Raw genomic sequence first — 22,701 nt, 5'->3', positions numbered from 1 at the left:
ACGCAGCATCCGCCGATTGCATTTTCGCGCGGGATGAGACATGGGGACGCCCACATGAGAGACCTTAAGAACAACAGTTTCCAAGACCGCGCGTCCGCCTCCCTAGAAGCCAAGAAGGCCCTCCTGGCCAAGATGAAGGCGAAGCCGGCCGTCACGGCCGAGCCCGGGACCGATCGCGCTTCGATCAAAGCCGCCGAACTGGCTGAAGTCCGCGCCAAGCGTGAGGCCGAACGCGCCGAGAGGCGCAAGGCCGCCGCCGAGGCCGACGCACTGCGCCGCGAGATCGAGGCCTTCAACGCCGAGACCGCCGAGCTGGAGCTGCGCGCCAAGCAAAAGGCCGCGCGCGACGCCCGCTACGCGGCTCGTAAGCAGCGCCGCAAATAGGTACGGGCCGGCCGCCGGGCGACGGCGGTCGAAGGATTGCCAGCGCGGACTGCGCCTTTACAGTCCTGCGCCATGCAAGCCCTGCTCACCCGCGCCGCCTACGAGCGGATCGCCGCCCGTCTGCCCTCGACCGCGCCGGATCTGGAGGTGGTGGTCGCCGAGCCCGACGGTTCCCTGACCAAGGACGGCCAGACTTTCGAGCCGGACCAGCTCGCCGCGGAGGTGTGGTGGCTGACGGTCGATGCGTTCGGCAAGCGTGGGGCCGGCTATTTTGATCGGTTGGCCAAGGCGCCGCAGGCGCGCTGGGTGCAGACCGCCTTCGCCGGCGTCGAAAACCCGATGTTCAAGCCGCTGGCGCGCGAGGGGCTGGCGGTCACCAATTCCAGCGCCCAGGCGCCGGCGATCGCCGAATACGTGACCATCCACGCCATGAGCCTGCTGCACCCCATCGCCGCCCAGGCGACGCATCAGGCCGCGCGGCAATGGACGCCAGTGAGCTTCCGCGAGGTCGGCCAGACACGCTGGCTGGTCCTTGGCTTCGGCCATATCGGCCAGGAGATCGCGAGACGGGCCAAGGCGTTCGGCGCCCATGTGGAGGCGGTCCGCCGCTCGGCCTCGGCCGAGGGGTTGGCCGACAGCGTCAGCACCTTGGCGGATTTGCCGAGCCGCCTGCCGGAGGCCGACGTCGTAGTGCTGGCCTGCGCCCTCAACGACGAGACCCGGGATATCGCCGACCAGCGCTTCTTCTCCGCGATGAAGCCGGGTGCGATCCTTGTCAATATCGGTCGGGGCGGCCTAGTGGACGAGGACGCCCTGCGCGCCGGCCTCGACGCCGACCGGCCGGCCCATGCCGTGCTCGACGTCTTCAAGACCGAGCCGCTGCCGGCCTACGCCTGGTTCTGGGACCATCCGAAGGTGCGGGTCACTCCGCACGCCTCCAATCGCGGCGAGCTGACCGCGGCGCGGGGCGATGAGCTCTTCCTCGACAATCTCGGCCGCTATGTCCGCGGAGAGCCTCTGCGGAACCTGACCAAGCCCGCGGACATCGGCGTCGGCTAGGCCGCTTCCTCGGCCTCGACCTCGGCTTCTATCTTCGGGTTGAGCTTCAGGGCCTGGGCGCGATCGATGTCCGGCGAGGTCGTGTCCGCGCTTTGGCGCCGGTGGTGCGACGCGGCATATGGAGAGGCTCGGGCTGATCTCCGGCTGCGCCAGGACCAGGGCGTCCAGTCCGCGTCGCAGGTTCGGCTGGGCGAGCGGCGGCGCCGGCGTGGCTGGGGCTGCCGGCCGCCAATCGGCGAAGGCCTGAGTGATCTCGGCCTCCAGGCCCGGAAGGTCGGGAACGTCGCCGACCACCACCAGCACGGCGCGCTCGGGCCGGTACCAGCGGCGATAGAAGCCCTCGAGGTCGGCGCCGCTGATCGCCTGGACCGTCGCCAACGCGCCGATCGGCGAGCGCTTGGGGGCGAGCAGTTCGGGCGCGTGGAAGTTCGTCACCGCGTCCGCCGCCAGCGTCTCGGCGTCTCGTCGCGCGCTGCGCTCGGCCAGGACGACGTTGCGCTCTCTATCCACCACGGTCGGATCGAACTGGATGCCGTCGGCGACGTCACGAAGCCAACGAATGGCCAGCCCCCGTTCCCTGGCGCCGCCGCGAGGCAGGTCGACCAGGTACAGGGTCGAGTCGATCGAGGTGAAGGCGTTCTGATCGCGGCCGAAGCCGACGCCGATCGGGGCGAAGGCTCGGTTCGAGCTCGCCTTCCCGGAACCTGCGGGTGGCGCGGAAGGCCATGTGCTCGACGAAGTGAGCCGCACCCCGTTCGGAATCGGCCTCGACCAGGCTGCCGATATCGAAGGCAAGGCGGAAGGAGAGCCCGCCCTGCGCGGTCGGGTTGGGCTTGACCGCATAGCGAAGGCCGTTGGCCAGCACGCCGCGGCGGATCGTCGGGTCCTCGGGCAAGGTTTGCGCCCCGCCTGCCTGGCCCGCATGCGCAGCCGTCCCCAGCGCCAGCCATAGGCCGGCGGCGATGCACGCCCCCAACCGCCCTACGTGTTCCCCCGATGGTTCAACCTAGACTATAGCGGGAGAGAAGAATAAAAAGTGAACATTGGCAAGGGGGACCGCCTGTAAGGCGAGTGTGCTCGCCCGTCAGGCTTCGACGGTCATCTGGGTCTGCAGCACCAGAGCCAGCAGCTTGCCTTCGGCGCTGGTGATGCGGGTCTGCCAGACGCTGGAGCGACGCCCGATGTGCAGGGGCGTCGCTCTGCCCTCGACGACCGATCCGACCTTGGCCGAGCCGAGGAAATTGGTCTTGGATTCCAGGGTCGTGGTGCGCGCGCCGGGCGGCAGGTTGAGGAACCCGCCGATCGCGCCCAGGGCGTCGGCGAAGGCCATGAACGCGCCGCCGTGCAGGATGCCGCCCGCGGTGCAGAGGTCTTCGCGGACCAGCAGGCGGCCGACCACCCGATCCTTGCTTCGTTCCGTGATCTCCACGCCCATGAGATTGGCGAAGGGCATTCCGGTGTCATTGGCCATCTGGATCTCCTGTTTTGTTTTGCCCGAAAGACCGTGCCGGATGTGACTTTGTCCATGACCTTTCAGGTCAGCGCGGCTCTCGGCGGCGAGATCTGGGCGACCATCTGCTCGGTCAGGCGGGCGAAGTTCTCGCGCAGCAGGCGACGCAGCGCTTCCTGGCCGGGCGCGACGGGCTCGAAGCTTGCCGCCGCCGTCAGCCGGTCCCGCACTCGGTCCAGATAATCCGGGGCCGAGGGATCGAGCGGGCGGAGCGCGTCGGGCAGCCTGCGCACGCCGCTGTCGTAATGGTCGGGCTCCTGGACGATCTGGGCCTCGATCTCGGCCAGGGTCAGGACTCCGTCGCCGTCACTGTCGGCGATTTCGAAGATGGCGTTCATATCGGCGCGCGGCGCCAGCTCCCCGGTAGAAGGCGCGCCATCGACGTCGCGGTCGGCGGCGGCAAATCCAGCCGGGCCATTCTTGCCGACGTCCGGCCTGTTGAGGGGCTTCAGTTCCACCTGGTCGAGGCGGCCGCCGCCGTTGAGATCGAGCTTGGCCAAAAGCTTCTGCTGGGTGGTCTCCACAACCCGGAACATGGGCTTGTCCAATGGGTTGGACGACATGGAAGGGTTTCGCGGACGCGCGCCTTCCTGGACTTGCGGCGCTCCTGCCGACGATCGACCGACCCCGATGGACATGCTTGCCTCCAACTGACTGCAGGCTGAGCAACGCAAGGCCGGCGCCACCTCGATTGCGCGGGGGAACCTGAAGGCGTAAGGGGACGCTCCGCTTCTGATCGATCTGAAGGAGACCGCCATGGGCTATCGAGTGGCCGTGGTCGGCGCCACGGGCAATGTGGGCCGCGAGATGCTGAATATCCTGGAGGAAGTGAACTTCCCCGTGGACAAGATTCACGCCATCGCCAGCCGCAAATCGATCGGCGTCGAGGTCTCGTTCGGCGAACAGATCCTCAAGTGCGAGGATATCGAGCAGTTCGACTTCTCCACGGTCGACGTGGTGCTGATGAGCGTCTCGGGTTCGTTCTCCAAGGAATGGTCGCCGAAGATCGGCGCCGCCGGCCCGATCGTGATCGACAACTCCTCGGCCTGGCGGATGGACCCCGACGTCCCGCTGATCGTGCCGGAGGTGAACCCGGACGACGTGGCCTACGCCGGGAAGAAGAACATCATCGCCAACCCGAACTGCTCCACGGCCCAACTGGTGGTGGCGCTGAAGCCGCTGCACGACCGGGCGCGGATCAAGCGCGTGGTGGTCTCGACCTACCAGTCGGTGTCCGGCGCCGGCAAGGAAGGCATGGACGAGCTCTGGGACCAGACCAAGAGCGTGTTCGTGCTGGGGGCCAGCGAGCCGAAGAAGTTCCCCAAGCAGATCGCCTTCAATGTCATTCCATTCATCGGCGCCTTCGGTGACGACGGCTACACCGACGAAGAAGCCAAGATGTGGAACGAAACTCACAAGATGATCGACCCGTCGATCGCCCTGACCGTGACCTGCGTGCGGGTGCCGGTGATGGTCGGTCACTCCGAGGCGGTGAACATCGAGTTCCATGATCCCCTGGACGAGGACGAGGCGCGCGACCTGCTGCGCGAAAGCCCGGGCCTGATCGTCATCGATCAGCGCAACGACAAGGGCTACATCACGCCCAAGGAAGCCCAGGGCGAGTTCCCGGTCTTCGTCTCCCGCATCCGCAAGGACCCGACCGTCGAGAACGGCCTGAACCTCTGGGTCGTGGCCGACAACCTGCGCAAGGGCGCGGCGCTCAACGCCGTGCAGATCGCCGAGCTGCTGCACGAGCGCGGCCTGCTGAAGAGCAAGGCCGAGGCCTGATCGAACCGCCCTCCCCGGCTGCTCGCCCCGGGGCTCAGGCGGCGACGCCGAGCTGCTGGATAAGGTCGCGGACCTGGGTCATGCGCTGGGGATCGTCGGCCAGCTCGATGCGGGTGCGCTCCAGGCGGACCATCTTGATGGCCTCCAGGCGCGCGCGTTCGGCGGCGGGGCCCGCGGGCGCCGTCTCGCCGGCGGCGAGCCTGAGCAGCAGCAGCAGCTTCTGAGGCGACGGCGCCGGATTGCGGGCCAGGGTCGGCACCAGACGGGCGTCGGCCTCAACCAGTCCGCCGACATCACCGATCTTGGCCTGGATCGGTTCGTAGTCCTCGGGCGCCAGCCCGGCGCGGGCTACGGCGCGCTGCAGGTCCGCCAGCTTCTGCAGCTTCACCGCGGCGGTGTCGGGACCGTAGCGGAATTCCTTTTCGAAGCGCAGGGCCGCCACGCCGGCGGCCAGATAGCGCCCGGCTTGGCGCTTGTTGGCGCCGCCGATGACGTTCTCCACCAGCCAGACCAGGGCTTCGGCTTCATCGCGGGCGCTGCGTTCGCCGCCGCCGAGATAGGCCTCCACGAAATCGCTGGTCACCAGCATGCGCGAGCGGTCGACGAACGCCGCCTGGACATCGTCGGCGTTGAGCAGGGCGCCTGCGGCGGTCGCCGCGGTGAGCGACATGGCCAGGCCGCGAATGATCTCAATCTCGCCCACGGCGTCGCCGGGGCGAAGGCGACGCTGGCCGCTCAGCTCGCGAACGACCCGCTTGGCGATCGCCGCCCGGACGCTCTGAAAGTCCTCGGCCAGCCATTTCGAAAGCCTGGTGGCGGCTTCTGGCAGCGGGGGCATGATCTTGGCGACCGCCGGCTCGATCCGCATGAGGGCATCGACAGTGTCGCAAGCCGAGAGCCGGGTCATCGCGGCGAGCTGGCCGCCGAGGTCGAGCTCCTGGCCGATGATGTGGTCGAGCCCCGAACGGGAGCCCAGGATTTCGGCCAGGGGTTGCTCGATGACTTGCAGGGCCAGGCCCCGCGGCGGCCCGGTCACCGGCGCGGAGTCGGCCAGGTCCAGCAGGCGGGAGACCTTCTCCGACCAGGAGCGAGCCGGAGCGATGGAGGCCGCCACACCGGCGCCCAGAAGGTAGGCGCGCTCCGGCTCGTGGCTGACCCGCTCGGCGGCCCGGGCGAAGCCCTCCTTGTCCAGGTCGGGCATGCCGCCCTTGCGCCAATCCTTGAGCAGGCGGCTGATGGTCCGTTCGACGAGGCTGGTGAAGGTGCGGATCAGCTCGTGGACCGAAACGCCGCGGGCCTGGGCCTCGGGGATCGCCACCTTCTGGATGGCGTGCTGCAGGTCGGTGCCGGAGGCCTCCAGCGCCTCCACCAGGTCGGCGCGGTGCAGCAGTTCGAAGGGCGTCGCCCCATTGCGCTCGAGCCAGCCCTCAAGCAGCCGGCCGATCCGTTCGCGGGCGTGGACCGTATAGAGGTCCTGCGGGCTGACGCAGAGCGGTTCGCGGTCGCCGAGGTCCTTCTTCTTCTTGACCGGGTCCTTGGAGCCGAGGGTCAGGATCGTGACCGACCTGAACTCGCGGGTCTCGGGGTCGAGGGTCTCCTTGGTCACGCGCGCGGCGGCCGTGCGGCCCTCGGCCATGACCTCTTCGGCGGCGGCGATGACCGCTGCACGGTTCTCCGTCGCCATGTCGAGGGTCCACGGCGCGCCGGGCGTTCGCCGGACGAACAGCTCATAATGGACTTGCTGACCTAGCACGGAAGAACCCCCTCGGAAGGGCCCTTGTGCCAGGGTAAGATTTAATGGCGATTTAGCGCGGCGACCTATGTTCGGCGAGCGGAACCGACAGCTCCGCTTTGGGTTGACCTGCCAGCGCTTTGCGCCCTCGCCCCATTGAGGACATGCTCACCCGTCATTAGCTTGCAAAGCTTCGCTGAAGAGAACGACGAGACCCTATGGCCAAGATCACCCTGGTGGACGACGACGAGAACATCGTCACGTCGGTCAGCCTCGCCCTCGAAAGCCACGGCCACGAGGTGAAGGCCTATTTCGACGGCGCCTCGGGATTGGCGGCCCTGGAGAACGATCCTCCGGACCTGGCGATCCTGGACGTGAAGATGCCGCGGATGGACGGCATGGAGGTGCTGCGCCGCCTGCGCCGAACCTCGGATCTGCCGGTGATCATCCTCACCTCGAAGGACGAGGAGATCGATGAGATCCTCGGCTTCAACCTCGGCGCCGACGACTACATGCACAAGCCGTTCAGTCAGCGCCTGCTGATCGAGCGCGTGAAGGCGGTGCTGCGCCGGGCCGGCGTGGAGGGCGAAGATACCAGCGCCGCGGCGGCCACGGCGGCGGCGGGCGGCGAGACCAAATCCCAGGCGCTGAAGCGCGGCAAGCTGACCCTCGATCCGGCCCGCCACGACTGCCTGTGGGACGGCCGGCCGGTGAAGCTCACCGTCACCGAGTTCCTGCTGCTGCAGTCGCTCGCCCAGCGGCCCGGTTTCGTGAAGAGCCGGGACAATCTGATGGATGCGGCGTATGACGATCAGGTCTATGTCGACGACCGCACCATCGACAGTCACATCAAGCGGATGCGCAAGAAGTTCCGCGAAGTCGACCCTGAATTCGACGCGATCGAAACCCTCTATGGCGTCGGATACAGATACCGCGAAACCTGATCCCAAGGCCCGCGTCGGCAAGCGCCGCGCCAAGCCCTCCGGACCTTCGTTCTTCCGTTGGCTGCCAGGTTCGCGCCTGGGGCGGCTGATCATCCTGCTCAACGTGCTGGGCCTGGCGATCATCATCGCCGGCTCGCTGCTGCTGAACGAACTGCGGCGCGGCCTGGTCGGGGCGCGCATCGACAGCCTGACCACCCAGGGCGAGCTGATCGTCAACGTCATCAACCGCGCCGCGACGGTGGGCGAGCCGACGCCGGAGCTGGACGCGCAGGCGGCGAGCGAAATCCTGCAGATGCTGTCGAACCCGCGCTCGCAGCGCGCCCGGCTGTTCGACGCCCAGGGCAACCTGATCGCCGACAGCTATTGGGTGGCCGACCGGGTGGAATGGAAGGTGCTGCCGCCGGCGCGGCCGCGCAGCGACCAGCGGGGCCTGGCCCTCGACCTCAATATCGGCCGCCCGCCTCCGCCGCCGGCGCCTGCCGCGCAGAAGGCCCTGATGATGGAGGTCGGCCAAGCGCTGCGCGGGGTCCACTGGGCCGGGATGCGCACCACGGACGACGGCGAGCGGGTGGTCTCGGTCTCGATCCCGATCCAGCACGTGCAGGCGGTGCTGGGCGTGCTGACCCTCGAGGCCAGCGACGTGGACGAGATCATCCGCGCCGAACGTCAGGCCATGGCGCCGTTCATCCTGATCGCGATCTTCGTGACCCTGGTCTCCTCGATCCTGCTGAACAACCTGATCGCCCAGCCGGTCCGGATGCTGGCCCGCGCAGCCGACCGGGTGCGGCTGTCGCGGGCGCGGGCCATCTCCCTGCCGCAACTGGCCCGGCGCGATGACGAGCTGGGCGACCTGACCCGGTCGCTGGAGGACATGACCCACACGCTCTCGGACCGGATGGACGCCATCGAGCGGTTCGCCGCAGATGTGGCGCACGAGATCAAGAATCCCCTCACCTCCCTGCGTTCGGCGGTCGAGACCCTCGACCTGGTCAAGGATCCGGCTGCGCAGGCTCGGCTGCTGAAGATCCTCAAGAACGACGTGCAGCGGCTGGACCGGCTCGTGACCGACATCTCCAACGCCTCGCGCCTGGACGCCGAGCTCTCGCGAGAGGACCTGCGCTCCCTCGACCTGGGCCGGCTGATCGGCGAGGTGATCCAACTCTACCACGACACCGCACGGCCCGGAGAGGCGGCGGTGCGGTTCGCCCAGCCCGACACGCTGGAGCCGATCATGGTCTCCGGCCGCGAGGGGCCGCTGGGCCAGTTGCTGCGCAACCTCATCGACAACGCCCGGTCCTTCAGTCCGTCCGGCGGCCAGGTGCGGGTGGCGCTGGAACGCAAGCGCGGCCAGGCGATCGTCACCGTGGACGACGACGGCCCCGGCATCCCGCCGGACAATCTGGAGACCATCTTCGAGCGCTTTTACACCTCGCGGCCCAAGGGCGCGGCTTTCGGCGGCAATTCGGGCCTGGGCCTTTCCATCGCCCGGCAGATCGCCGCCGCCCAGGGCGGCTCCATCCGCGCCGAGAACCGAAAGGACGCCCGCGGAGAGGTGCAGGGCGCCCGGTTCATCGTCACCCTGCCCGAGGCGTCGCGATGAACATCCATGCCGGACTGCTTGCGGCCCATCTTGGCGGGCGCTGGCTCGGCGTCCTGATCGAGGGCGACTCCGGCTCCGGCAAGAGCGACCTGGCGCTGCGGGCGCTGGACCATGGCTTTCGGCTGGTGGCCGACGATCGAGTCGACCTCTGGGTTTGCGACGGGACGCTCTATGGCCGGGCGCCGACGGCCCTGGCCGGGCTGATCGAGGTGCGAGGCGTCGGCATTTGCCGCGAACCGGCGCTCCCGTTTTGCCGCATTGCGCTGGCTGTTCGCTGCGCGCAGCATGAAAGGATGCCTGAGCCGGCCTTCAACAACTATGTCGGGTTGAGCATTCCGGCCCTTTCGCTGCCAGCGTTAGAGTGTTCGGCGCCTGCGAAAATGCTTCGCGCGCTGCAACATCTTGGAGCTTGGACGGAAGGAGCGTATCAAGACGCCCACGTGGCGGGAGCAGCGCCGCGACCGGGTGGGGATTCCCGTTGAGAGACTTTGCATGATCGGCCTCGTGATCGTTACGCACGGGCGTCTGGCCGAAGAATTCATCTTCGCCATGGAGCATGTGGTTGGTCCGCAGTCGGCGGTCGCGGCCATCTGCATCGGGCCGGATGACGATATGGAGAAGCGCCGCAAGGACATCCTGACGGCGTGCGAGTCGGTGAATTCAGGCGAAGGCGTGATCCTGCTCACCGACATGTTCGGCGGCACGCCGTCCAACCTGGCTATTTCCGTGATGGAGCAGACCAAGGCCGAGGTCATCGCCGGCCTCAACCTGCCGATGCTGATCAAGCTGGCCTCGGTGCGGACCCGCCAGAGCCTGGAAGACTGCGTCGCCTGCGCCCAGGAGGCCGGACGCAAGTATATCTCGGTCGCGTCCTACGTGTTGGCCGGCGAAAAGTGACCGTGGGCAGGACGGTCGAGATCGTCAACAAGCGGGGCCTGCATGCGCGGGCCTCGGCGAAGTTCGTCAAGCTGGCCGCCAGCTTCGACGCGGAAGTGACCGTCGCCAAGGACGGACAGAGCGTCGACGCTCGCTCGATCATGGGCCTGATGATGCTGGCCGCCGGTCCGGGCAGCGCCATCGCGATCCAGGCCGAGGGCAATGAGGCGCCGCAGGCGGTCGAAGCCCTGGCCGCGCTGGTCCAGGCCCGTTTCGACGAAGACGAGTAAGGCATGGTCCCCGAGGCCGGGCCCCGGGGATCCAGGTCACGCTACTTCCTCACGATCACCAGTTCGGTGCGCCGATTCTTGGCGCGGCCTTCCTCTGTCGCGTTGTCGGCGACCGGGTCGGCTTCGCCCATGCCTGCGGTTTCGATCCGATCGGCCGCGATGCCGAGGGCGACCATTTCACGCTTCACCGTCGCTGCGCGAGCGTCGGACAGGGTCTTGTTCGCCGCCGGGTCGCCCTGGTTGTCGGTATAGCCGACCACCCGCGCCTGGACGTTCGGATAGGCCTTCAGGATCGCGGCCAGCGTCTCGACGGTCGGACGGCTTTCCGGCGTCAGGGCGTTGGAGGCGGTGTCGTAGTTGAGGTTGTCGAAGACGAAGGTTTTGGGCGCGGGCTCGTTCGAGGCCAGGAAGGTGGCGACGCCGTAGCCGATCGACCCGGGCGCCACCGAGATGGTCGCGCCGCCCGGCAGGGTGAGTGTCTGCGGGGCCACGGTCGCGGCGGGTGGCGGCGTGACCGGCGCCGGCGCCGGGACTGCAGGTTCCGCAGGCGGAGTCACAGGCGCTTCGGTGCGCTGGCCGCAGCTACGCAGGGCGAAGATCAGGGCCAGGACGATCGCCGCGGCGATCAGCCAGGGCAGGATCTTCGCAAAGCCGCTCTGTCCCGCCGCCGCAGTCGCCGTGGCCGCGCCGCGGGCCGCCTGGGTCGCGCCGCCCAGGCCGAATAGCGAGCCGAGGCCCGGCGGCAGCGCGCCCAGGATACTGGCCCTCTGGTCCGCCAGTAGCGACTGCAGCCCAGAGGCGGTGGGCGATGGCCCGAGCGCCTTGCCGATCGCGCCCAGCACCAGCGGCGCGGCGAGCGACAGGAGCTGCGCCGCGGCTCCGCCTTTCAGGCCAGCGAAATTCGCCAGGGAATCGATGACCGGGCCGGCGCTTCCTCCCAGGAGCCCGTCGGCCAGCCCTCGCCCCTGGCCGAGGAGGCTGGTGCGTGAAGCTTCGTCGCCGAGCAGGGCCGGGAGGCGATCGAGGGGGTTGCCGCCGGTGACCGCCTGGCTGACCAGTCCCAGGACGCGATCGGCGCCGCCGGAGGTGGAGCTTTGCTGAAGCGCCCCGGCCAGCAGGGCGGGGGCGGCGGCCGAAAGGCCCTTGGAAACCGACCCGGTGGACTCCCCGAACAGGCTGGCCAGCCTGGCCGTCAGTTCGGGTCCCACGGCGCCGAGTACTGTTTGGACAAGGTTGCTCACAACGGATCTCCTGAGTGGAGCCGGGTCGCGGGCGACGTCGCGCTGAACTGGACCGTAAGCTTGACCTTGGGGACTGTAGTAGACTCAAGAGCGCTTGGCGCACACGGCTCAGCCGTTTGCAGGCCTCGGCCTGTCAGTGTCCTTTATCATTTCAGTCAAAAGTTGCAATTTTCCAATACGTATACTCAAGCTTGCTACGACTTCAGCTTGTAGCCGGTGCGGAATATGGCCCAGATGGCGCCGAGGCACAGCAGGATGAAGGCGAAGGTGGCGAGGATACTCCAGCGCACGTCCACGTCGGACACGCCGTAGAAGCTCCAGCGGAAGCCCGAGACCAGATAGACCACCGGATTGAACAGCGTGATCTTCTGCCAGACCTCCGGCAGCATGCTGATCGAGTAGAAGCTGCCGCCCAGGAAGGTCAGGGGCGTGACGATCATCATCGGCACGATCTGCAACTTCTCCCAACCGTCGGCCCAGACGCCGATGACGAAGCCCAGCAGGCTGAAGGCGACGGAGGTCAGGATCAGGAACGCCGCCATCCAGAGCGGGTGCATGATCGAGAAGTCCACGAAGAGCCGCGCCGTCGCCAGGATGATGAGGCCGAGAATCACCGACTTGGTCGCGGCGGCCCCGACATAGCCGAGAACGATCTCGAAAGCCGAGATCGGCGCCGAGAGCACCTCGTAGATCGTCCCGGAGAAGCGCGGCATGTAGATGCCGAACGAGGCGTTCATGATGCTCTCGGTCAGGATCGACAACATGATCAGGCCCGGCACGATGAAGGCGCCGTAGCTGACGCCGTCGATCTCCACCATGCGTGAGCCGATCGCCGAGCCGAAGACGATGAAATAGAGCGAGGTCGAGATCACCGGCGAGGCGATCGACTGCATCAGGGTGCGCCAGGTGCGCGCCAGCTCGAAGATATAGATGGCCTTGATGGCGTAGAGGTTCACGACCGGGCCCTCACGAGGCTGACGAAGATCTCTTCCAGCGAGCTTTCGCGGGTCTGCAGGTCCTTGAAATCGACGCCTGCCGCATGAAGCTGACGCAGCAGGCCGGCGATGCCGGTCTCCTGGGCCTGGGCGTCGAAGGTGTAGACCAGCTCATGACCGTCGGCGGCCAGTTCGAACTGGTAGCCGGACAGCCCCTGCGGCAGGGACGAGAGCGGTTCCTGGAGCTGGAGGCTGAGCTGCTTCTTGCCCAGCTTGCGCATGAGGACGTCCTTGTCCTCGACCAGGATGATCTCGCCCTTGCTGATCACCCCGATGCGGTCGGCCATCTCCTCGGCCTCTTCGATGTAGTGGGTGGTCAGGATGATGGTGACGCCGCTCTCGCGCAGCGCCCGCACCATCTCCCACATGTCCCGACGCAGCTCGACGTCCACCCCGGCGGTCGGTTCGTCGAGGAACAGAATGCGCGGCTCGTGGCTGAGCGCCTTGGCGATCATGACCCGGCGCTTCATCCCGCCGGACAGCGCCATGATCTTGCTGTCCTTCTTGTCCCACAGGGAGAGGTCGCGAAGGATCTTCTCCAGATAGGCGGGGTTCGGCGGCTTGCCGAACAGGCCGCGGCTGAACTTCACCGTGTCCCAGACCGTCTCGAAGGAATCGGTGGTCAGCTCCTGCGGCACGAGGCCGATCTTGGCGCGGGCGGGCCGGTACTCGGTGACGATGTCGTGCCCATCGGCGCTCACCTTGCCGGTGCTTGCGTTCACGATGCCGCAGATGATGCTGATGAGGGTGGTCTTGCCGGCCCCGTTGGGGCCCAGCAGGGCGAAAATCTCGCCTTGCCGGATGTCCAGGTCCACGGACTTGAGAGCCTGGAAGCCCCCGGCATAGGTCTTGGAAAGACCCGATATGGAAATGATCGGCTGCACGCGAGCCCCTTGGCGCCAGATGTGGTGGGCCAGATAGGGGCTCCCGTGCTTGACCGCTAGGCGTCGACCTTCATGGTCATCGGCTTGAGGCCGAGATCGGCCATCAGCGCCGCGTCGGTGTCCTTGTCCGGGTTGGCGGTGGTGAGCAGCTTGCCGCCGATGAACATGGAGTTCGCGCCGGCCATGAAGCAGAGCGCTTGCAGCTCGCGGCTCATGTGCTCGCGCCCGGCCGACAGGCGCACGACGGTCTTCGGGCAGAGAATCCGGGCGACCGCGATCATCCGCACGAACTCCAACGGATCGACCGCCTCGGAATCGCCCAGCGGCGTGCCGGGGATCGGCATCAGGTCGTTGATCGGCAGCGAGTTCGGATGCTCGGGCAGGGTGGCCAGAGCGTGTAGCAGGCCGGCGCGGTCGCGGCGCGTCTCGCCCATGCCGACGATCCCGCCGCAGCAGGTCGACATTCCGACCGAACGCACGGCCTCGAGCGTGTCGAGCCGGTCCTGATAGGTCCGGGTGGTGACGACCTTATCGTAATAGTCCGGGCCAGTGTCGAGGTTGTGGTTGTAGTAGTCGAGGCCGGCGTCCTTGAGCGCCTGAGCCTGGTCGCGGGTCAGCATGCCGAGGGTGGCGCAGGTCTCCAGGCCCAGAGCCTTCACGCCGGAGATCATGGCCGCGACCTTGGGCACGTCGCGATCCTTCAGGTCGCGCCAGGCCGCACCCATGCAGAAGCGCTGCGCCCCGCCGGCCTTGGCGTCCATGGCCGCGGCGATGACGGTGGTGGCGTCCATCAGCTTGGAGGCCGGCACGCCGGTCTCGAAGTGCTGGGATTGGCTGCAATAGCCGCAGTTCTCGGCGCAGCCGCCGGTCTTCACCGACAGAAGCTGGGAGAGCTGGACTTCCGTCGGGTCGAACCAGGCGCGATGGGTTTGCGCCGCGCGGAAGATCAGTTCAGTGAAGGGAAGCTCGAAAAGCGCTTCCACCTCGGCGAGAGTCCAGTCGTGACGCGGCTCGGCGGGGTCGACAGCGCGGAAACCTTGAGCGATTGGGGCGTTCATCGAAAGCCTCTCCTTCGGGACATGGCGCCAGGATCTGGCGCCTGCCACGGGGGCAGGCAAGCCGCGCCTGGTGGGGAGCGTGTAGCGCATGAGCGCAGGTGAAGACGAGATCGAGTTGAAGTTCCTGTGCGAGCCGGCGGACCTCGCAGTGGTGCTCGCGGCAGCCCCGCCCGGCGAGACCTCTGAAAAGACGCTGGTTTCCACCTATTACGACACTTCGCAGGGCGACCTGCGGCGCGCACGGATTTCCCTTCGGATTCGCGAAGGCGGCGGCAAGCGGGTCCAGACCCTCAAGCGCGGCGACGGCTTCGCGCGCGAGGAGCACGAGGTGAAGGTCGAAGGACCGGGCCTGGATCTCGACTTGCCGGCCCTGAAGGAGGCCCTGACCTCGACCAAGCGCAAGACGCTGAGGCCGATCTTCACGGTGACCGTGCTCCGTCGCCAGCGCACCTTCGACCATGGCGGCGCCACCATCGAGCTGGCGGCGGACGAGGGCGAGGTCCAGGCCGGCGACCGGACGCGTCGGGTCAGCGAGGTCGAGCTGGAGCTGAAGGCGGGCGATTGCCGGCCGATGTTCGATCTGGCCCGACGGCTTTCGAAGTCCGCGCCGCTCTACCTTTCGTTCGACGGCAAGGCGAGCCAGGGCCAGGGCCTGCTGGACGGGACCGACCGGGCGGCGCGCCGCCACGACAAGGCGCCCCTCAGCCGTGGCCTGACCGCGGCCGGCGCTTTCCAGGCCATTGCGCGCAACGCGCTGTCGCAGATCGCCGCCAACGGCGTGGTGCTGCGGGAGGCCGACAGCGTCGAGGCGCTGCACCAGCTTCGGGTCGCGGTCCGCCGGCTGCGCAGCGCCGTCGCGGCGTTCAAGAACGTCGTCGACGACGAGGCCGCCGAAGACATCGTCATGGAGCTGAAGTGGCTCGCCGGCGCCTGCGACGAGGCCCGCGACCTCGACGTCTTCGCCGAGGACGCCGCCAAGTTTGACGCCGACGGTCTCGACCTGGCGGCGCTGGCCCCGGTGGTGGAGGCGGCCCGGGCGCGGGCCCACGCCAAGGCCTGCGCCGCGGTGGCGTCGGGGCGGTTCCGAGAGCTGGTGCTGGACGCGACCGCCTGGGTCGAGACCGGCGCCTGGCTGCACCAGGGTGGCAAGGCCAGCGCCAAGCGGCGCGACATGCCGGCCGAGAAGTTCGCGGCCAAGGCCCTGGGCAAACGATTGCGCGCGCTGCTCAAGAGCGCTCCCGACATCAGGGGCGCCGACGACACCGCCCGGCACGCCGCGCGCATCGCCGGCAAGAAGCTGCGTTATGCGGCCGAGGCCTTTGCGTCCCTGTTCGACGCCGACGCCAAGCCGTTCATCGGGGCCATCAAGCTCCTGCAGGACGAGCTGGGCGCGGCCAACGACGTCGCGGTGGCCGCCGGGCTGATCGAGCGGCTCAGGCTGAAAGGCGCGGGCCTGGCGGCGGCCAGGCAGTTGCTTGCGGCGCGCGAGGCCGCCAAGCCCAAGGCGGTGAAGGCGGCCGGCAAGGCGATGGATCGGCTGGCGGCGATGCGGCCCTTCTGGGCAGCCATATAAAGAATTCCTTATGTGTTTGTTGCCCGCAGCCGCCGGCGCGGCTATAGAGCGGCCAGACCATTCCCTCCGACAGGACCGCCCGATGACCGACTATGTCGTGAAAGACATCGCCCTGGCCGATTTCGGCCGCAAGGAAATCGCCATCGCCGAAACTGAGATGCCGGGCCTGATGGCCGTGCGCGCCGAGTTCGGCAAGGACCAGCCGCTGAAGGGCGCCCGCATCGCCGGCTCCCTGCACATGACCATCCAGACCGCGGTGCTGATCCAGACCCTGGAAGCCCTGGGCGCGGAAGTCCGCTGGGCCTCCTGCAACATCTTCTCGACCCAGGACCACGCCGCCGCGGCCATCGCCGCCGCGGGCACCCCGGTCTTCGCGATCAAGGGCGAGACCCTGGTCGAGTACTGGGAATACGCCCACAAGATCTTCGAATGGGCCGATGGCGGCTATCCGAACCTGATCCTTGACGACGGCGGTGACGCGACCCTGCTCTGCGTGCTCGGCCCGAAGGCCGAGAAGGACCCCTCGATCCTCGACAAGCCGACCAACGAGGAAGAGGAAGCGCTCTATGCCGTGATGAAGCGCTACCTGAAGGAAAAGCCCGGCTTCTACACCGCCATCCGCAACGCCATCGGCGGCGTCTCGGAAGAGACCACCACGGGCGTGCACCGCCTGTATCAGATGGCCGAACGCGGCGAGCTGCCCTTCCCGGCCATCAACGTCAACGACAGCGTCACCAAGTCGAAGTTCGACAACCTCTATGGCTGCCGCGAAAGCCTGGTGGACGCCATCCGCCGCGGCACCGACGTCATGCTGTCGGGCAAGGTCGCGGTCGTCCTCGGCTATGGCGACGTCGGCAAGGGTTCGGCCGCCTCGCTCCGCAACGGCGGCGCGCGGGTGATGGTCACCGAAGTCGACCCGATCTGCGCCCTGCAGGCGGCCATGGAAGGCTATGAGGTCGTGACCATGGAAGACGCGGCCGACAAGGCCGACATCTTCGTCACCGCCACCGGCAACAAGGACGTCCTCACCGTCGACCACATGCGGCGGATGAAGAACAACGCCATCGTCGCCAACATCGGCCACTTCGACTCGGAAATTCAGATCGCCGGCCTGCGCAACTTCAAGTGGGACGAGATCAAGCCGCAGGTCCACCATGTGGAGTTCCCGGACGGCAAGAAGATCATCGTGCTGTCGGAAGGCCGCCTGGTGAACCTGGGCAACGCCACGGGCCATCCCAGCTTCGTGATGAGCGCCTCGTTCACCAACCAGACCCTGGCCCAGATCGAGCTGTGGACCAACAAGTCCAAGTACGAAACCAAGGTCTACACCCTGCCCAAGCACCTCGACGAAAAGGTCGCCTCCCTGCACCTGGAGAAGCTGGGCGCCAAGCTCACCGTTCTCTCCAAGGACCAGGCCGACTATATCGGCGTGCCGCAGGCCGGCCCGTTCAAGCCCGACCACTATCGTTACTAAGCGCTGCCAAGGGGAGAGGATCATGCCGCTGGCCCTGGTCCTCTCTTCCTATGTCGTCGCCAACCGCATCGGCGGCAGCCTGCAGCAGTACGTGCTGGCGCCGTTCGGGATCGATCCCGTCCTCGTGCCGACCGTGATGTTCGGGGCGAGCCCGGTCAAGGGCGGGCGGGGCCAGGCGACCGATGTCGAGCTCTTCCAGATGCTGCTCGAAGGGGTCCGGGGCCAGGAACTCCATGGCCTCGTCGATCTGGTCATTACCGGTCACTTCTCACTTCCCGAGCAGGTGGAACTGGCCTGCGAGGCCATCGACCAGATCCGCGCCGCATCGCGAACCGGCGCCTTCAATCCCAGACCGATCGTCCTGGTCGATCCGATCCTCGGAGACCATCCCAAGGGCCTCTATGTGAAGCCTGAGGTCGCCCGGCTGGTGACTGAGCGCCTGACGCCATTGGCCGATTGGCTCACCCCCAACCTCTTCGAACTCTCCCACCTGACCGGCCGCACGATCGCGGATGCGGCCGACGTGGCGGATGCGGTCAAGGCGCTGGGCAAGCCGGCCCTGGTCACCTCGGCGCCGGTTGGCGAAGGGCGCGCCGGCGCCCTGCTCTGCACGCCGACCGAAAGCCTGCTGCTTTCTCATCCAAGGCTCGACCAGGCGCCGAACGGCACGGGCGACCTGGTGACCGCCGTGTTTGGCGCAGGCCTCGTCGAAGGCCTGGAGGCGCCGTTGGCGGCCGAGCGCGCGCTTCGCGCCGTGGCCGAGGCGCTGGAGGCGGCGCGGGCCTGGAACGCGCCGGACCTGCCGGTGGTGGCGCTGGGCGAGCGGCTGGTGCGTCCGACAGCATCGGTGCGTATAGAACGCCTCGCCGGAGGAGGTTCGTGATGGTCGAGATCAACGGATTCGCCCCGCCCCGTTTCGCCGCCGTGCGCGAGGCCTTCGCCGCCAATTTCGAGGCCGGCCAGGAGCTGGGCGCGCGCTTTACCCTGGTCGAGCGCGGCGAGGTGGTCGTCGATCTCTGGGCGGGGTTCGCCGACCGCCAGCGCACCAGGCCGTTCGACGGGAAGACCCTGACCCCGGTCTTTTCGACCACCAAGGCAGTGGCCGCCCTGCTGATCGCCCGGCTCGTGGATCAGGGCCGCCTCGACTACGCCCAGCCGGTCGCCGATGTCTGGCCGGAGTTCGCCCAGGCCGGCAAGCAGGCGATCACCGTCGAACAGGTGATGAGCCACCAGGACGGCCTGTCGGGCTTTCCGGACCCGATGGAGCCGTCCCTCTGGTTCGACTGGGACGCCATCTGCGCCAAGCTGGCGGCCATGGCGCCGCTCTGGCCGCCCGGTACGGCCAGCGGCTACCACCCGATCACCTTCGGCTATCTGGCGGGCGAGATCTTCCGGCGGATCGATGGCCGGACCATGGGAACGGCGCTGCGCGAGGACCTGGCCCGGCCCTTCGACCTCGATCTCTGGATCGGCCTGCCCGACGCCGAGCACTCGCGCGCCGCCGACCTGCAGCGCCCGAGCGCCCTGCCCCAGTTCGGCGAGATCAACGAGGCGACCAAGGCCGCCTTCCTGACGCCTTGGTCCTCGCCAGGCGGCCGCGGCCAGGCCGAGTGGCGACGGGCGGAGATCCCCTCGGCCAATGGCCATGCGACGGCCCCTGCCCTCGCCCGGCTGATGGGCGCATTGGCCAATGACGGATGGCTCGACGGCGAGACCATCCTCTCGCCCGCCCTGATCGCCGAGGCGTCGCGCGAGCGCATCCACGGCCAGGACCTGGTGCTGCCCTTCGTGATGAGCTGGGGCGCCGGCTTCATGCGCAATGCGCCGGTGAAGGTCTGGGGCCAGGGCCTCTCGACCTTCGGCCATTCCGGCTGGGGCGGCTCCTGCGCCTTCGCCGATCCGGAGACGGGCCTCGCCGGGGCCTATGTGATGAACAAGCAGTCCACCGACCTGATCGGCGACGCCCGCGCCAAGCGGCTGATCGAGGCCGCCTATTCGGCGCTTTAGGCGGGCCTTGGCAGGGTGCGGCCCTTGGTCCAGGCGCCGTAGACGAAGGCCCCTGCCCCCGCCCAGATGAAGGCGAAGGACAGCGCCCGCATCGGCGTGAAGGCCTCGCCCTGGCTCAGGCCGATGACGAAAGCGATCGTCGGGGCGATGAACTGCAGGAAGCCCATCAGCGACAGCGGGATCCGGCGCGCCGCCCAGGCGAACAGCAACAGCGGCACTGCGGTGATCGGGCCGGCCGCCACCAGCCAGGTCGCCGTGACGGGCGATGCGGTGAGATGGCTCGCCCCCTGGGATTCCAACCAGAACATGTAGGCAAGTCCCGGAACCGAGAGGATCAGGCACTCGATGAAGAGTCCGGTCTGAGCCTCGGCGGCGACCTGCTTGCGGACCAGGCCATAGGCGCCGAAGCTGATCCCGAGGACCAGCGAGACCAGGGGGACGTGGCCCAGCGCTGCGGTCTGGATCACCACGCCGACCGTGGCCAGGCCCACGGCGATCTTCCCGAGGCCGGTGATCCGCTCACGGAAGAACAGGGCGCCGGTCGCCATGTTGATCAGCGGGGTGATGTAGTAGCCAAGGCTGGTTTCCAGCAGCCGGCCGCTGTTCACCGCCCAGATGTAGACGCACCAGTTGCAGGCGATGAGCGCCGCCGACAGGCAGAGCAGCCGCAGCACCTTGACGTCGCGCATCACCGCGACGACTTGCGGCCACTGACGGGCCAGCAGCACGAAGACCAGCGCGACGGGCGTGGCCCAGATCGTCCGGTGGGCCAGGATCTCCCAAGCGCTGACGCCTTGTCGGCCGATCGCCTGGAAGACCAGCGGCACGAAGCCCCAGATCACATAGCAGGCGACCCCGGCGGCGATGGCCGAGCTGTTCATTTGGGCGGAATCGTCCTTGGCCACGGAGGCGGGTCTTTCGGGTCTGAGGAGCGCGAGGGGGAGGAGGCGCGGGGCGTCTTAACTAGGCTGCTCGCCGCCGCGGGCAAGTCCCCCGGCTGGACTTTAGGCGCGGACGGCGCGCCCGAGGGCCAGGACCGTGCGCTCGACATCCTCGTCCGCCATGCCGGGGAACAGCGGCAGGGAGAGGCACCGATCGTACCAGGCGGCGGCGCCGGGAAGCTCCAGCTCGCCATAGCGGCCGCGGTAATAGGGCTGGGTGTGGACCGGGATGTAGTGCACCTGGGTCCCGATCCCCTCGGCTTTCAGCGCCTCGACCACCTCCCGGCGGGACCGCCCGATGGCTGGGAAGTCGATGAGCACGGTCATCAGGTGCAGGACGGGGTCGCTCCAGTCCGGCCGGAGCGCCGGCCGGACCAGAGGCGCGAGCGGCGCCAGCATCTCCTCATAGCGCGCCGCCAGGGCGCGCCGCCGCTCGGCGAAACGCGGCAGCTTGGCGAGCTGCGAGAGGCCGAGCGCGCAGAGGATGTCGGGCAGGCGGTAGTTGAAGCCGATCTCCGGCATCTCATACCACCACGGATCGGCGCCCTCCGGCCGGACCATGCCGTGGGAGCGAAGGTTGCGCAGGCGTGCGGCCAGACGGCCGTCGCCCGTGGTGACCATGCCGCCTTCCCCCGTGGCGATGGTCTTCACCGGATGGAACGAGAAGGTCGCCATGGCCGAGTGAGCGCAGTCGCCGACGCGCTCCTCCCGGTTCCCGAACCGCATGGTCGAGCCCAGCGCGTGAGGAGCGTCCTCGACCAGCACCGCGCCGGCCTCGGCGGCCAGCGCTTCGAGCGCCGGCAGTTCGGCGACGTCGCCTCGCAGGTGGACCGGCAGCACCGCGCGCAGGCGGCGGCCGTCCAGGCGGGTCATTGCCTGGGCCAGGGTGGCCGGCGTCATCAGGCCGGTGTCGGGATCGACGTCGGCGAACACGACTTCGGCCCCGACGAAGCGGGCGCAGTTGGCCGTCGCCAGGAAGGTGGTGGAAGGGACGATCACCGCCTCGCCCCGCTGGACCTCGAGCGCCAGCATCGCCAGGTGCAGCGCCGCCGTGCCATTGGCGCAGGCGACCGCATGGCGCGCCCCGACCGTCTCGGCGAAGGCCTGCTCGAAGGCCTCGACCCGGGGGCCGGTGGTCAGGAAGTCGGAGCGCAGGGCCTCGGTGACCGCCGCGATATCGTCATCCTCGATGGTCTGGCGGCCGTAGGCGAGCATCTCAGTCGGTGGCCCGGCGGCGCGGGCGCTCCGGCGCGCCGTCGGACAGCAGGGCCATCAGCCCTTCCCCCGACAGCCACTCGTCATTGCTGTCGCTGGCGTAGGAGAAGCTCTCGGCCACGGTCGGGTAATCGCCGACGTAGGACTGGCGCTGGTATTCCACGAAGGCCGGCTCGATGGCGTAGCGGTCGCCCAGGTCGACGGTGGTGCGGGCGTCGTCCGCCGAGATCATCATCTCGTGCAGCTTCTCGCCCGGCCGGATGCCGATGATCTTGATAGGCAGGCCCGGCGCCATGGCCGCGGCCAGCTCGGTCATCTTCATCGAGGGGATCTTCGGCACGAAGATCTCGCCGCCGCGCATCAGCTCCAGCGAGGACAGCACGAAGTCGACGCCCTGGTTCAGGGTGATCCAGAAGCGGGTCATGCGGGTGTCGGTGATCGGCAGCTCCGCCGCGCCCCGGGCGATTAGCCGCTCGAACAGCGGCGCCACCGATCCGCGCGAGCCCACCACATTGCCGTAGCGGACGACGGCGAAGCGGGTGCCGATGTCGCCGGAGAGGTTGTTGGCCGCCACGAAGGTCTTGTCGGAGGCCAGCTTGGTCGCCCCGTAGAGGTTGACCGGGTTGCAGGCCTTGTCGGTGGACAGCGCCACCACCTGCTTCACGCGGTTGGTCAGGCAGGCCCAGACGACGTTCTCGGCGCCCATGATGTTGGTGTGGATGCACTCCGAGGGGTTGTACTCGGCGGCCGGCACCTGCTTCAGCGCTGCGGCGTGGATGACGATGTCCACGCCCCGCATGGCCAGGGTCAGACGCTCGCGGTCGCGCACGTCGCCCAGGAAGAAGCGCATGCAGGAAAGCTCCTGGGCGTCGAACTTCTCGGCCAGGTCGATCTGCATCTCGTGCTGCTTGAGCTCGTCGCGCGAGTAGACGATCAGCTTGCGCGGCCGGAACCGGCCCAGCACCGTCTCGATGAAGCGGCGACCGAAGGAACCGGTGCCGCCGGTGACGAGGATGACCTTGCCGTCAAGGTCGAGATTGGTCGTTGCGAACCGGCCCAACAAGATGCGGCCCCCCGAAGAATGCGAATCGCCCATCCGTAGTCTTCGGTGAAGCTCGTAAAGAGAGCTC

General features: G+C 68.1%; 23 protein-coding genes and 1 pseudogene. 12 read left to right on the top strand and 12 right to left on the bottom strand.

Going from position 1 to position 22,701, the window contains the following annotated elements:
* Positions 1-54: 54 nt before the first annotated feature.
* Together ABID41_RS08535 and ABID41_RS08530 are read left to right on the top strand one after the other, a co-directional pair.
* A complete protein-coding gene (locus tag ABID41_RS08535; RefSeq protein ID WP_331930211.1) occupies positions 55-384 on the top strand; it encodes a DUF6481 family protein in 330 nt (109 codons plus the stop codon).
* A gap of 72 nt (positions 385-456) precedes the next feature.
* On the top strand, positions 457-1,443 hold the full coding sequence (locus tag ABID41_RS08530; protein WP_331930209.1) for a D-2-hydroxyacid dehydrogenase: 987 nt from the start codon (positions 457-459) through the stop codon (positions 1,441-1,443).
* Between the two features lie 111 nt (positions 1,444-1,554).
* Here the strand turns inward: ABID41_RS08530 and ABID41_RS08525 are convergent.
* From ABID41_RS08525 to ABID41_RS08510, 4 genes and pseudogenes are all read right to left on the bottom strand, one after another.
* Positions 1,555-1,878 (bottom strand): annotated as a pseudogene (locus ABID41_RS08525) (insulinase family protein); the annotation flags it as partial.
* Between the two features lie 109 nt (positions 1,879-1,987).
* A complete protein-coding gene (locus tag ABID41_RS08520) occupies positions 1,988-2,338 on the bottom strand; it encodes an insulinase family protein (RefSeq protein ID WP_354297419.1) in 351 nt (116 codons plus the stop codon).
* Positions 2,339-2,527: 189 nt separating this feature from the next.
* Complete coding sequence (locus tag ABID41_RS08515) at positions 2,528-2,914, bottom strand: PaaI family thioesterase (RefSeq protein WP_331930203.1); 387 nt, start codon at positions 2,912-2,914, stop codon at positions 2,528-2,530.
* 62 nt (positions 2,915-2,976) lie between these two features.
* The gene (locus ABID41_RS08510) at positions 2,977-3,489 is read right to left on the bottom strand and encodes a hypothetical protein (RefSeq protein WP_331930201.1); all 513 of its coding nucleotides are present in this window, start codon (positions 3,487-3,489) and stop codon (positions 2,977-2,979) included.
* A 220-nt stretch (positions 3,490-3,709) separates the two neighbouring features.
* Between ABID41_RS08510 and ABID41_RS08505 the strand changes: the two genes are divergently transcribed.
* Positions 3,710-4,741, top strand: coding sequence for an aspartate-semialdehyde dehydrogenase (locus tag ABID41_RS08505; RefSeq protein ID WP_331930199.1), 1,032 nt, complete (start codon positions 3,710-3,712; stop codon positions 4,739-4,741).
* Positions 4,742-4,775: 34 nt separating this feature from the next.
* Here the strand turns inward: ABID41_RS08505 and ABID41_RS08500 are convergent, their stop codons facing one another.
* Positions 4,776-6,494: a hypothetical protein gene (locus tag ABID41_RS08500; RefSeq protein ID WP_331930197.1), complete on the bottom strand. Its 1,719-nt coding sequence runs from the start codon at positions 6,492-6,494 to the stop codon at positions 4,776-4,778.
* 197 nt (positions 6,495-6,691) lie between these two features.
* Here ABID41_RS08500 and ABID41_RS08495 point away from each other — a divergent pair, with 197 nt between their 5' ends.
* The 5 genes from ABID41_RS08495 to ABID41_RS08475 are packed head-to-tail and all read left to right on the top strand — an operon-like array spanning position 6,692 to position 10,183.
* A complete protein-coding gene (locus ABID41_RS08495; protein ID WP_331930195.1) occupies positions 6,692-7,417 on the top strand; it encodes a response regulator transcription factor in 726 nt (241 codons plus the stop codon).
* A complete protein-coding gene (locus ABID41_RS08490; protein WP_331930193.1) occupies positions 7,386-9,017 on the top strand; it encodes a stimulus-sensing domain-containing protein in 1,632 nt (543 codons plus the stop codon). Before ABID41_RS08495 ends, ABID41_RS08490 begins: the two co-directional genes overlap by 32 nt.
* Positions 9,014-9,499, top strand: a complete 486-nt coding sequence (locus tag ABID41_RS08485) for an HPr kinase/phosphorylase (protein ID WP_331930191.1) — start codon at positions 9,014-9,016, stop codon at positions 9,497-9,499. Before ABID41_RS08490 ends, ABID41_RS08485 begins: the two co-directional genes overlap by 4 nt.
* Positions 9,500-9,509: 10 nt before the next feature.
* A complete protein-coding gene (locus ABID41_RS08480) occupies positions 9,510-9,914 on the top strand; it encodes a PTS sugar transporter subunit IIA (protein WP_331930189.1) in 405 nt (134 codons plus the stop codon).
* A complete protein-coding gene (locus tag ABID41_RS08475) occupies positions 9,911-10,183 on the top strand; it encodes an HPr family phosphocarrier protein (protein ID WP_331930187.1) in 273 nt (90 codons plus the stop codon). The genes ABID41_RS08480 and ABID41_RS08475 overlap by 4 nt, the downstream gene beginning before the upstream one ends.
* Positions 10,184-10,224: 41 nt before the next feature.
* On the opposite strand, the gene ABID41_RS08470 is transcribed toward ABID41_RS08475, so the two are convergent.
* The 4 genes from ABID41_RS08470 to bioB form a co-directional block, all read right to left on the bottom strand.
* A complete protein-coding gene (locus ABID41_RS08470; RefSeq protein ID WP_354297418.1) occupies positions 10,225-11,424 on the bottom strand; it encodes an OmpA family protein in 1,200 nt (399 codons plus the stop codon).
* Positions 11,425-11,618: 194 nt separating this feature from the next.
* The gene (locus ABID41_RS08465) at positions 11,619-12,380 is read right to left on the bottom strand and encodes an ABC transporter permease (RefSeq protein WP_331928883.1); all 762 of its coding nucleotides are present in this window, start codon (positions 12,378-12,380) and stop codon (positions 11,619-11,621) included.
* On the bottom strand, positions 12,377-13,303 hold the full coding sequence (locus ABID41_RS08460) for an ABC transporter ATP-binding protein (RefSeq protein ID WP_354297417.1): 927 nt from the start codon (positions 13,301-13,303) through the stop codon (positions 12,377-12,379). The genes ABID41_RS08465 and ABID41_RS08460 overlap by 4 nt, the downstream gene beginning before the upstream one ends.
* A 56-nt stretch (positions 13,304-13,359) precedes the next feature.
* The gene (bioB, locus tag ABID41_RS08455) at positions 13,360-14,361 is read right to left on the bottom strand and encodes a biotin synthase BioB (protein ID WP_331928886.1); all 1,002 of its coding nucleotides are present in this window, start codon (positions 14,359-14,361) and stop codon (positions 13,360-13,362) included.
* Positions 14,362-14,449: 88 nt separating this feature from the next.
* Between bioB and ABID41_RS08450 the strand changes: the two genes are divergently transcribed.
* From ABID41_RS08450 to ABID41_RS08435, 4 genes are all read left to right on the top strand, one after another.
* The gene (locus ABID41_RS08450; protein ID WP_354297416.1) at positions 14,450-15,934 is read left to right on the top strand and encodes a CYTH and CHAD domain-containing protein; all 1,485 of its coding nucleotides are present in this window, start codon (positions 14,450-14,452) and stop codon (positions 15,932-15,934) included.
* An 82-nt stretch (positions 15,935-16,016) separates the two neighbouring features.
* Positions 16,017-17,408, top strand: a complete 1,392-nt coding sequence (gene ahcY / locus ABID41_RS08445; protein WP_331931865.1) for an adenosylhomocysteinase — start codon at positions 16,017-16,019, stop codon at positions 17,406-17,408.
* 22 nt (positions 17,409-17,430) lie between these two features.
* A complete protein-coding gene (locus ABID41_RS08440) occupies positions 17,431-18,291 on the top strand; it encodes a PfkB family carbohydrate kinase (RefSeq protein WP_354297415.1) in 861 nt (286 codons plus the stop codon).
* Positions 18,291-19,415 carry a serine hydrolase domain-containing protein gene (locus tag ABID41_RS08435; RefSeq protein ID WP_331931853.1) on the top strand — a complete coding sequence of 375 codons (1,125 nt, stop codon included), beginning with the start codon at positions 18,291-18,293 and terminating at the stop codon, positions 19,413-19,415. The genes ABID41_RS08440 and ABID41_RS08435 overlap by 1 nt, the downstream gene beginning before the upstream one ends.
* Here ABID41_RS08435 and rarD read toward each other — a convergent pair.
* The 3 genes from rarD to pseB form a co-directional block, all read right to left on the bottom strand.
* Positions 19,412-20,296 (bottom strand): EamA family transporter RarD, encoded by an 885-nt coding sequence (gene rarD, locus ABID41_RS08430; RefSeq protein WP_331931855.1) that lies wholly within the window; start codon positions 20,294-20,296, stop codon positions 19,412-19,414. The two genes, ABID41_RS08435 and rarD, sit on opposite strands and share 4 nt — an antisense overlap.
* Positions 20,297-20,419: 123 nt before the next feature.
* A complete protein-coding gene (pseC, locus tag ABID41_RS08425; protein WP_354297414.1) occupies positions 20,420-21,571 on the bottom strand; it encodes a UDP-4-amino-4,6-dideoxy-N-acetyl-beta-L-altrosamine transaminase in 1,152 nt (383 codons plus the stop codon).
* A 1-nt stretch (position 21,572) separates the two neighbouring features.
* The gene (pseB, locus tag ABID41_RS08420) at positions 21,573-22,631 is read right to left on the bottom strand and encodes a UDP-N-acetylglucosamine 4,6-dehydratase (inverting) (RefSeq protein ID WP_331930349.1); all 1,059 of its coding nucleotides are present in this window, start codon (positions 22,629-22,631) and stop codon (positions 21,573-21,575) included.
* Between the last annotated feature and the right edge of the window lie 70 nt (positions 22,632-22,701).

This window comes from Phenylobacterium koreense (assembly GCF_040545335.1).
Lineage (GTDB): Bacteria > Pseudomonadota > Alphaproteobacteria > Caulobacterales > Caulobacteraceae > Phenylobacterium > Phenylobacterium koreense.
Note: the sequence above shows the minus strand (reverse complement) of the source record. Positions and strands in the feature narration are given on the sequence as shown.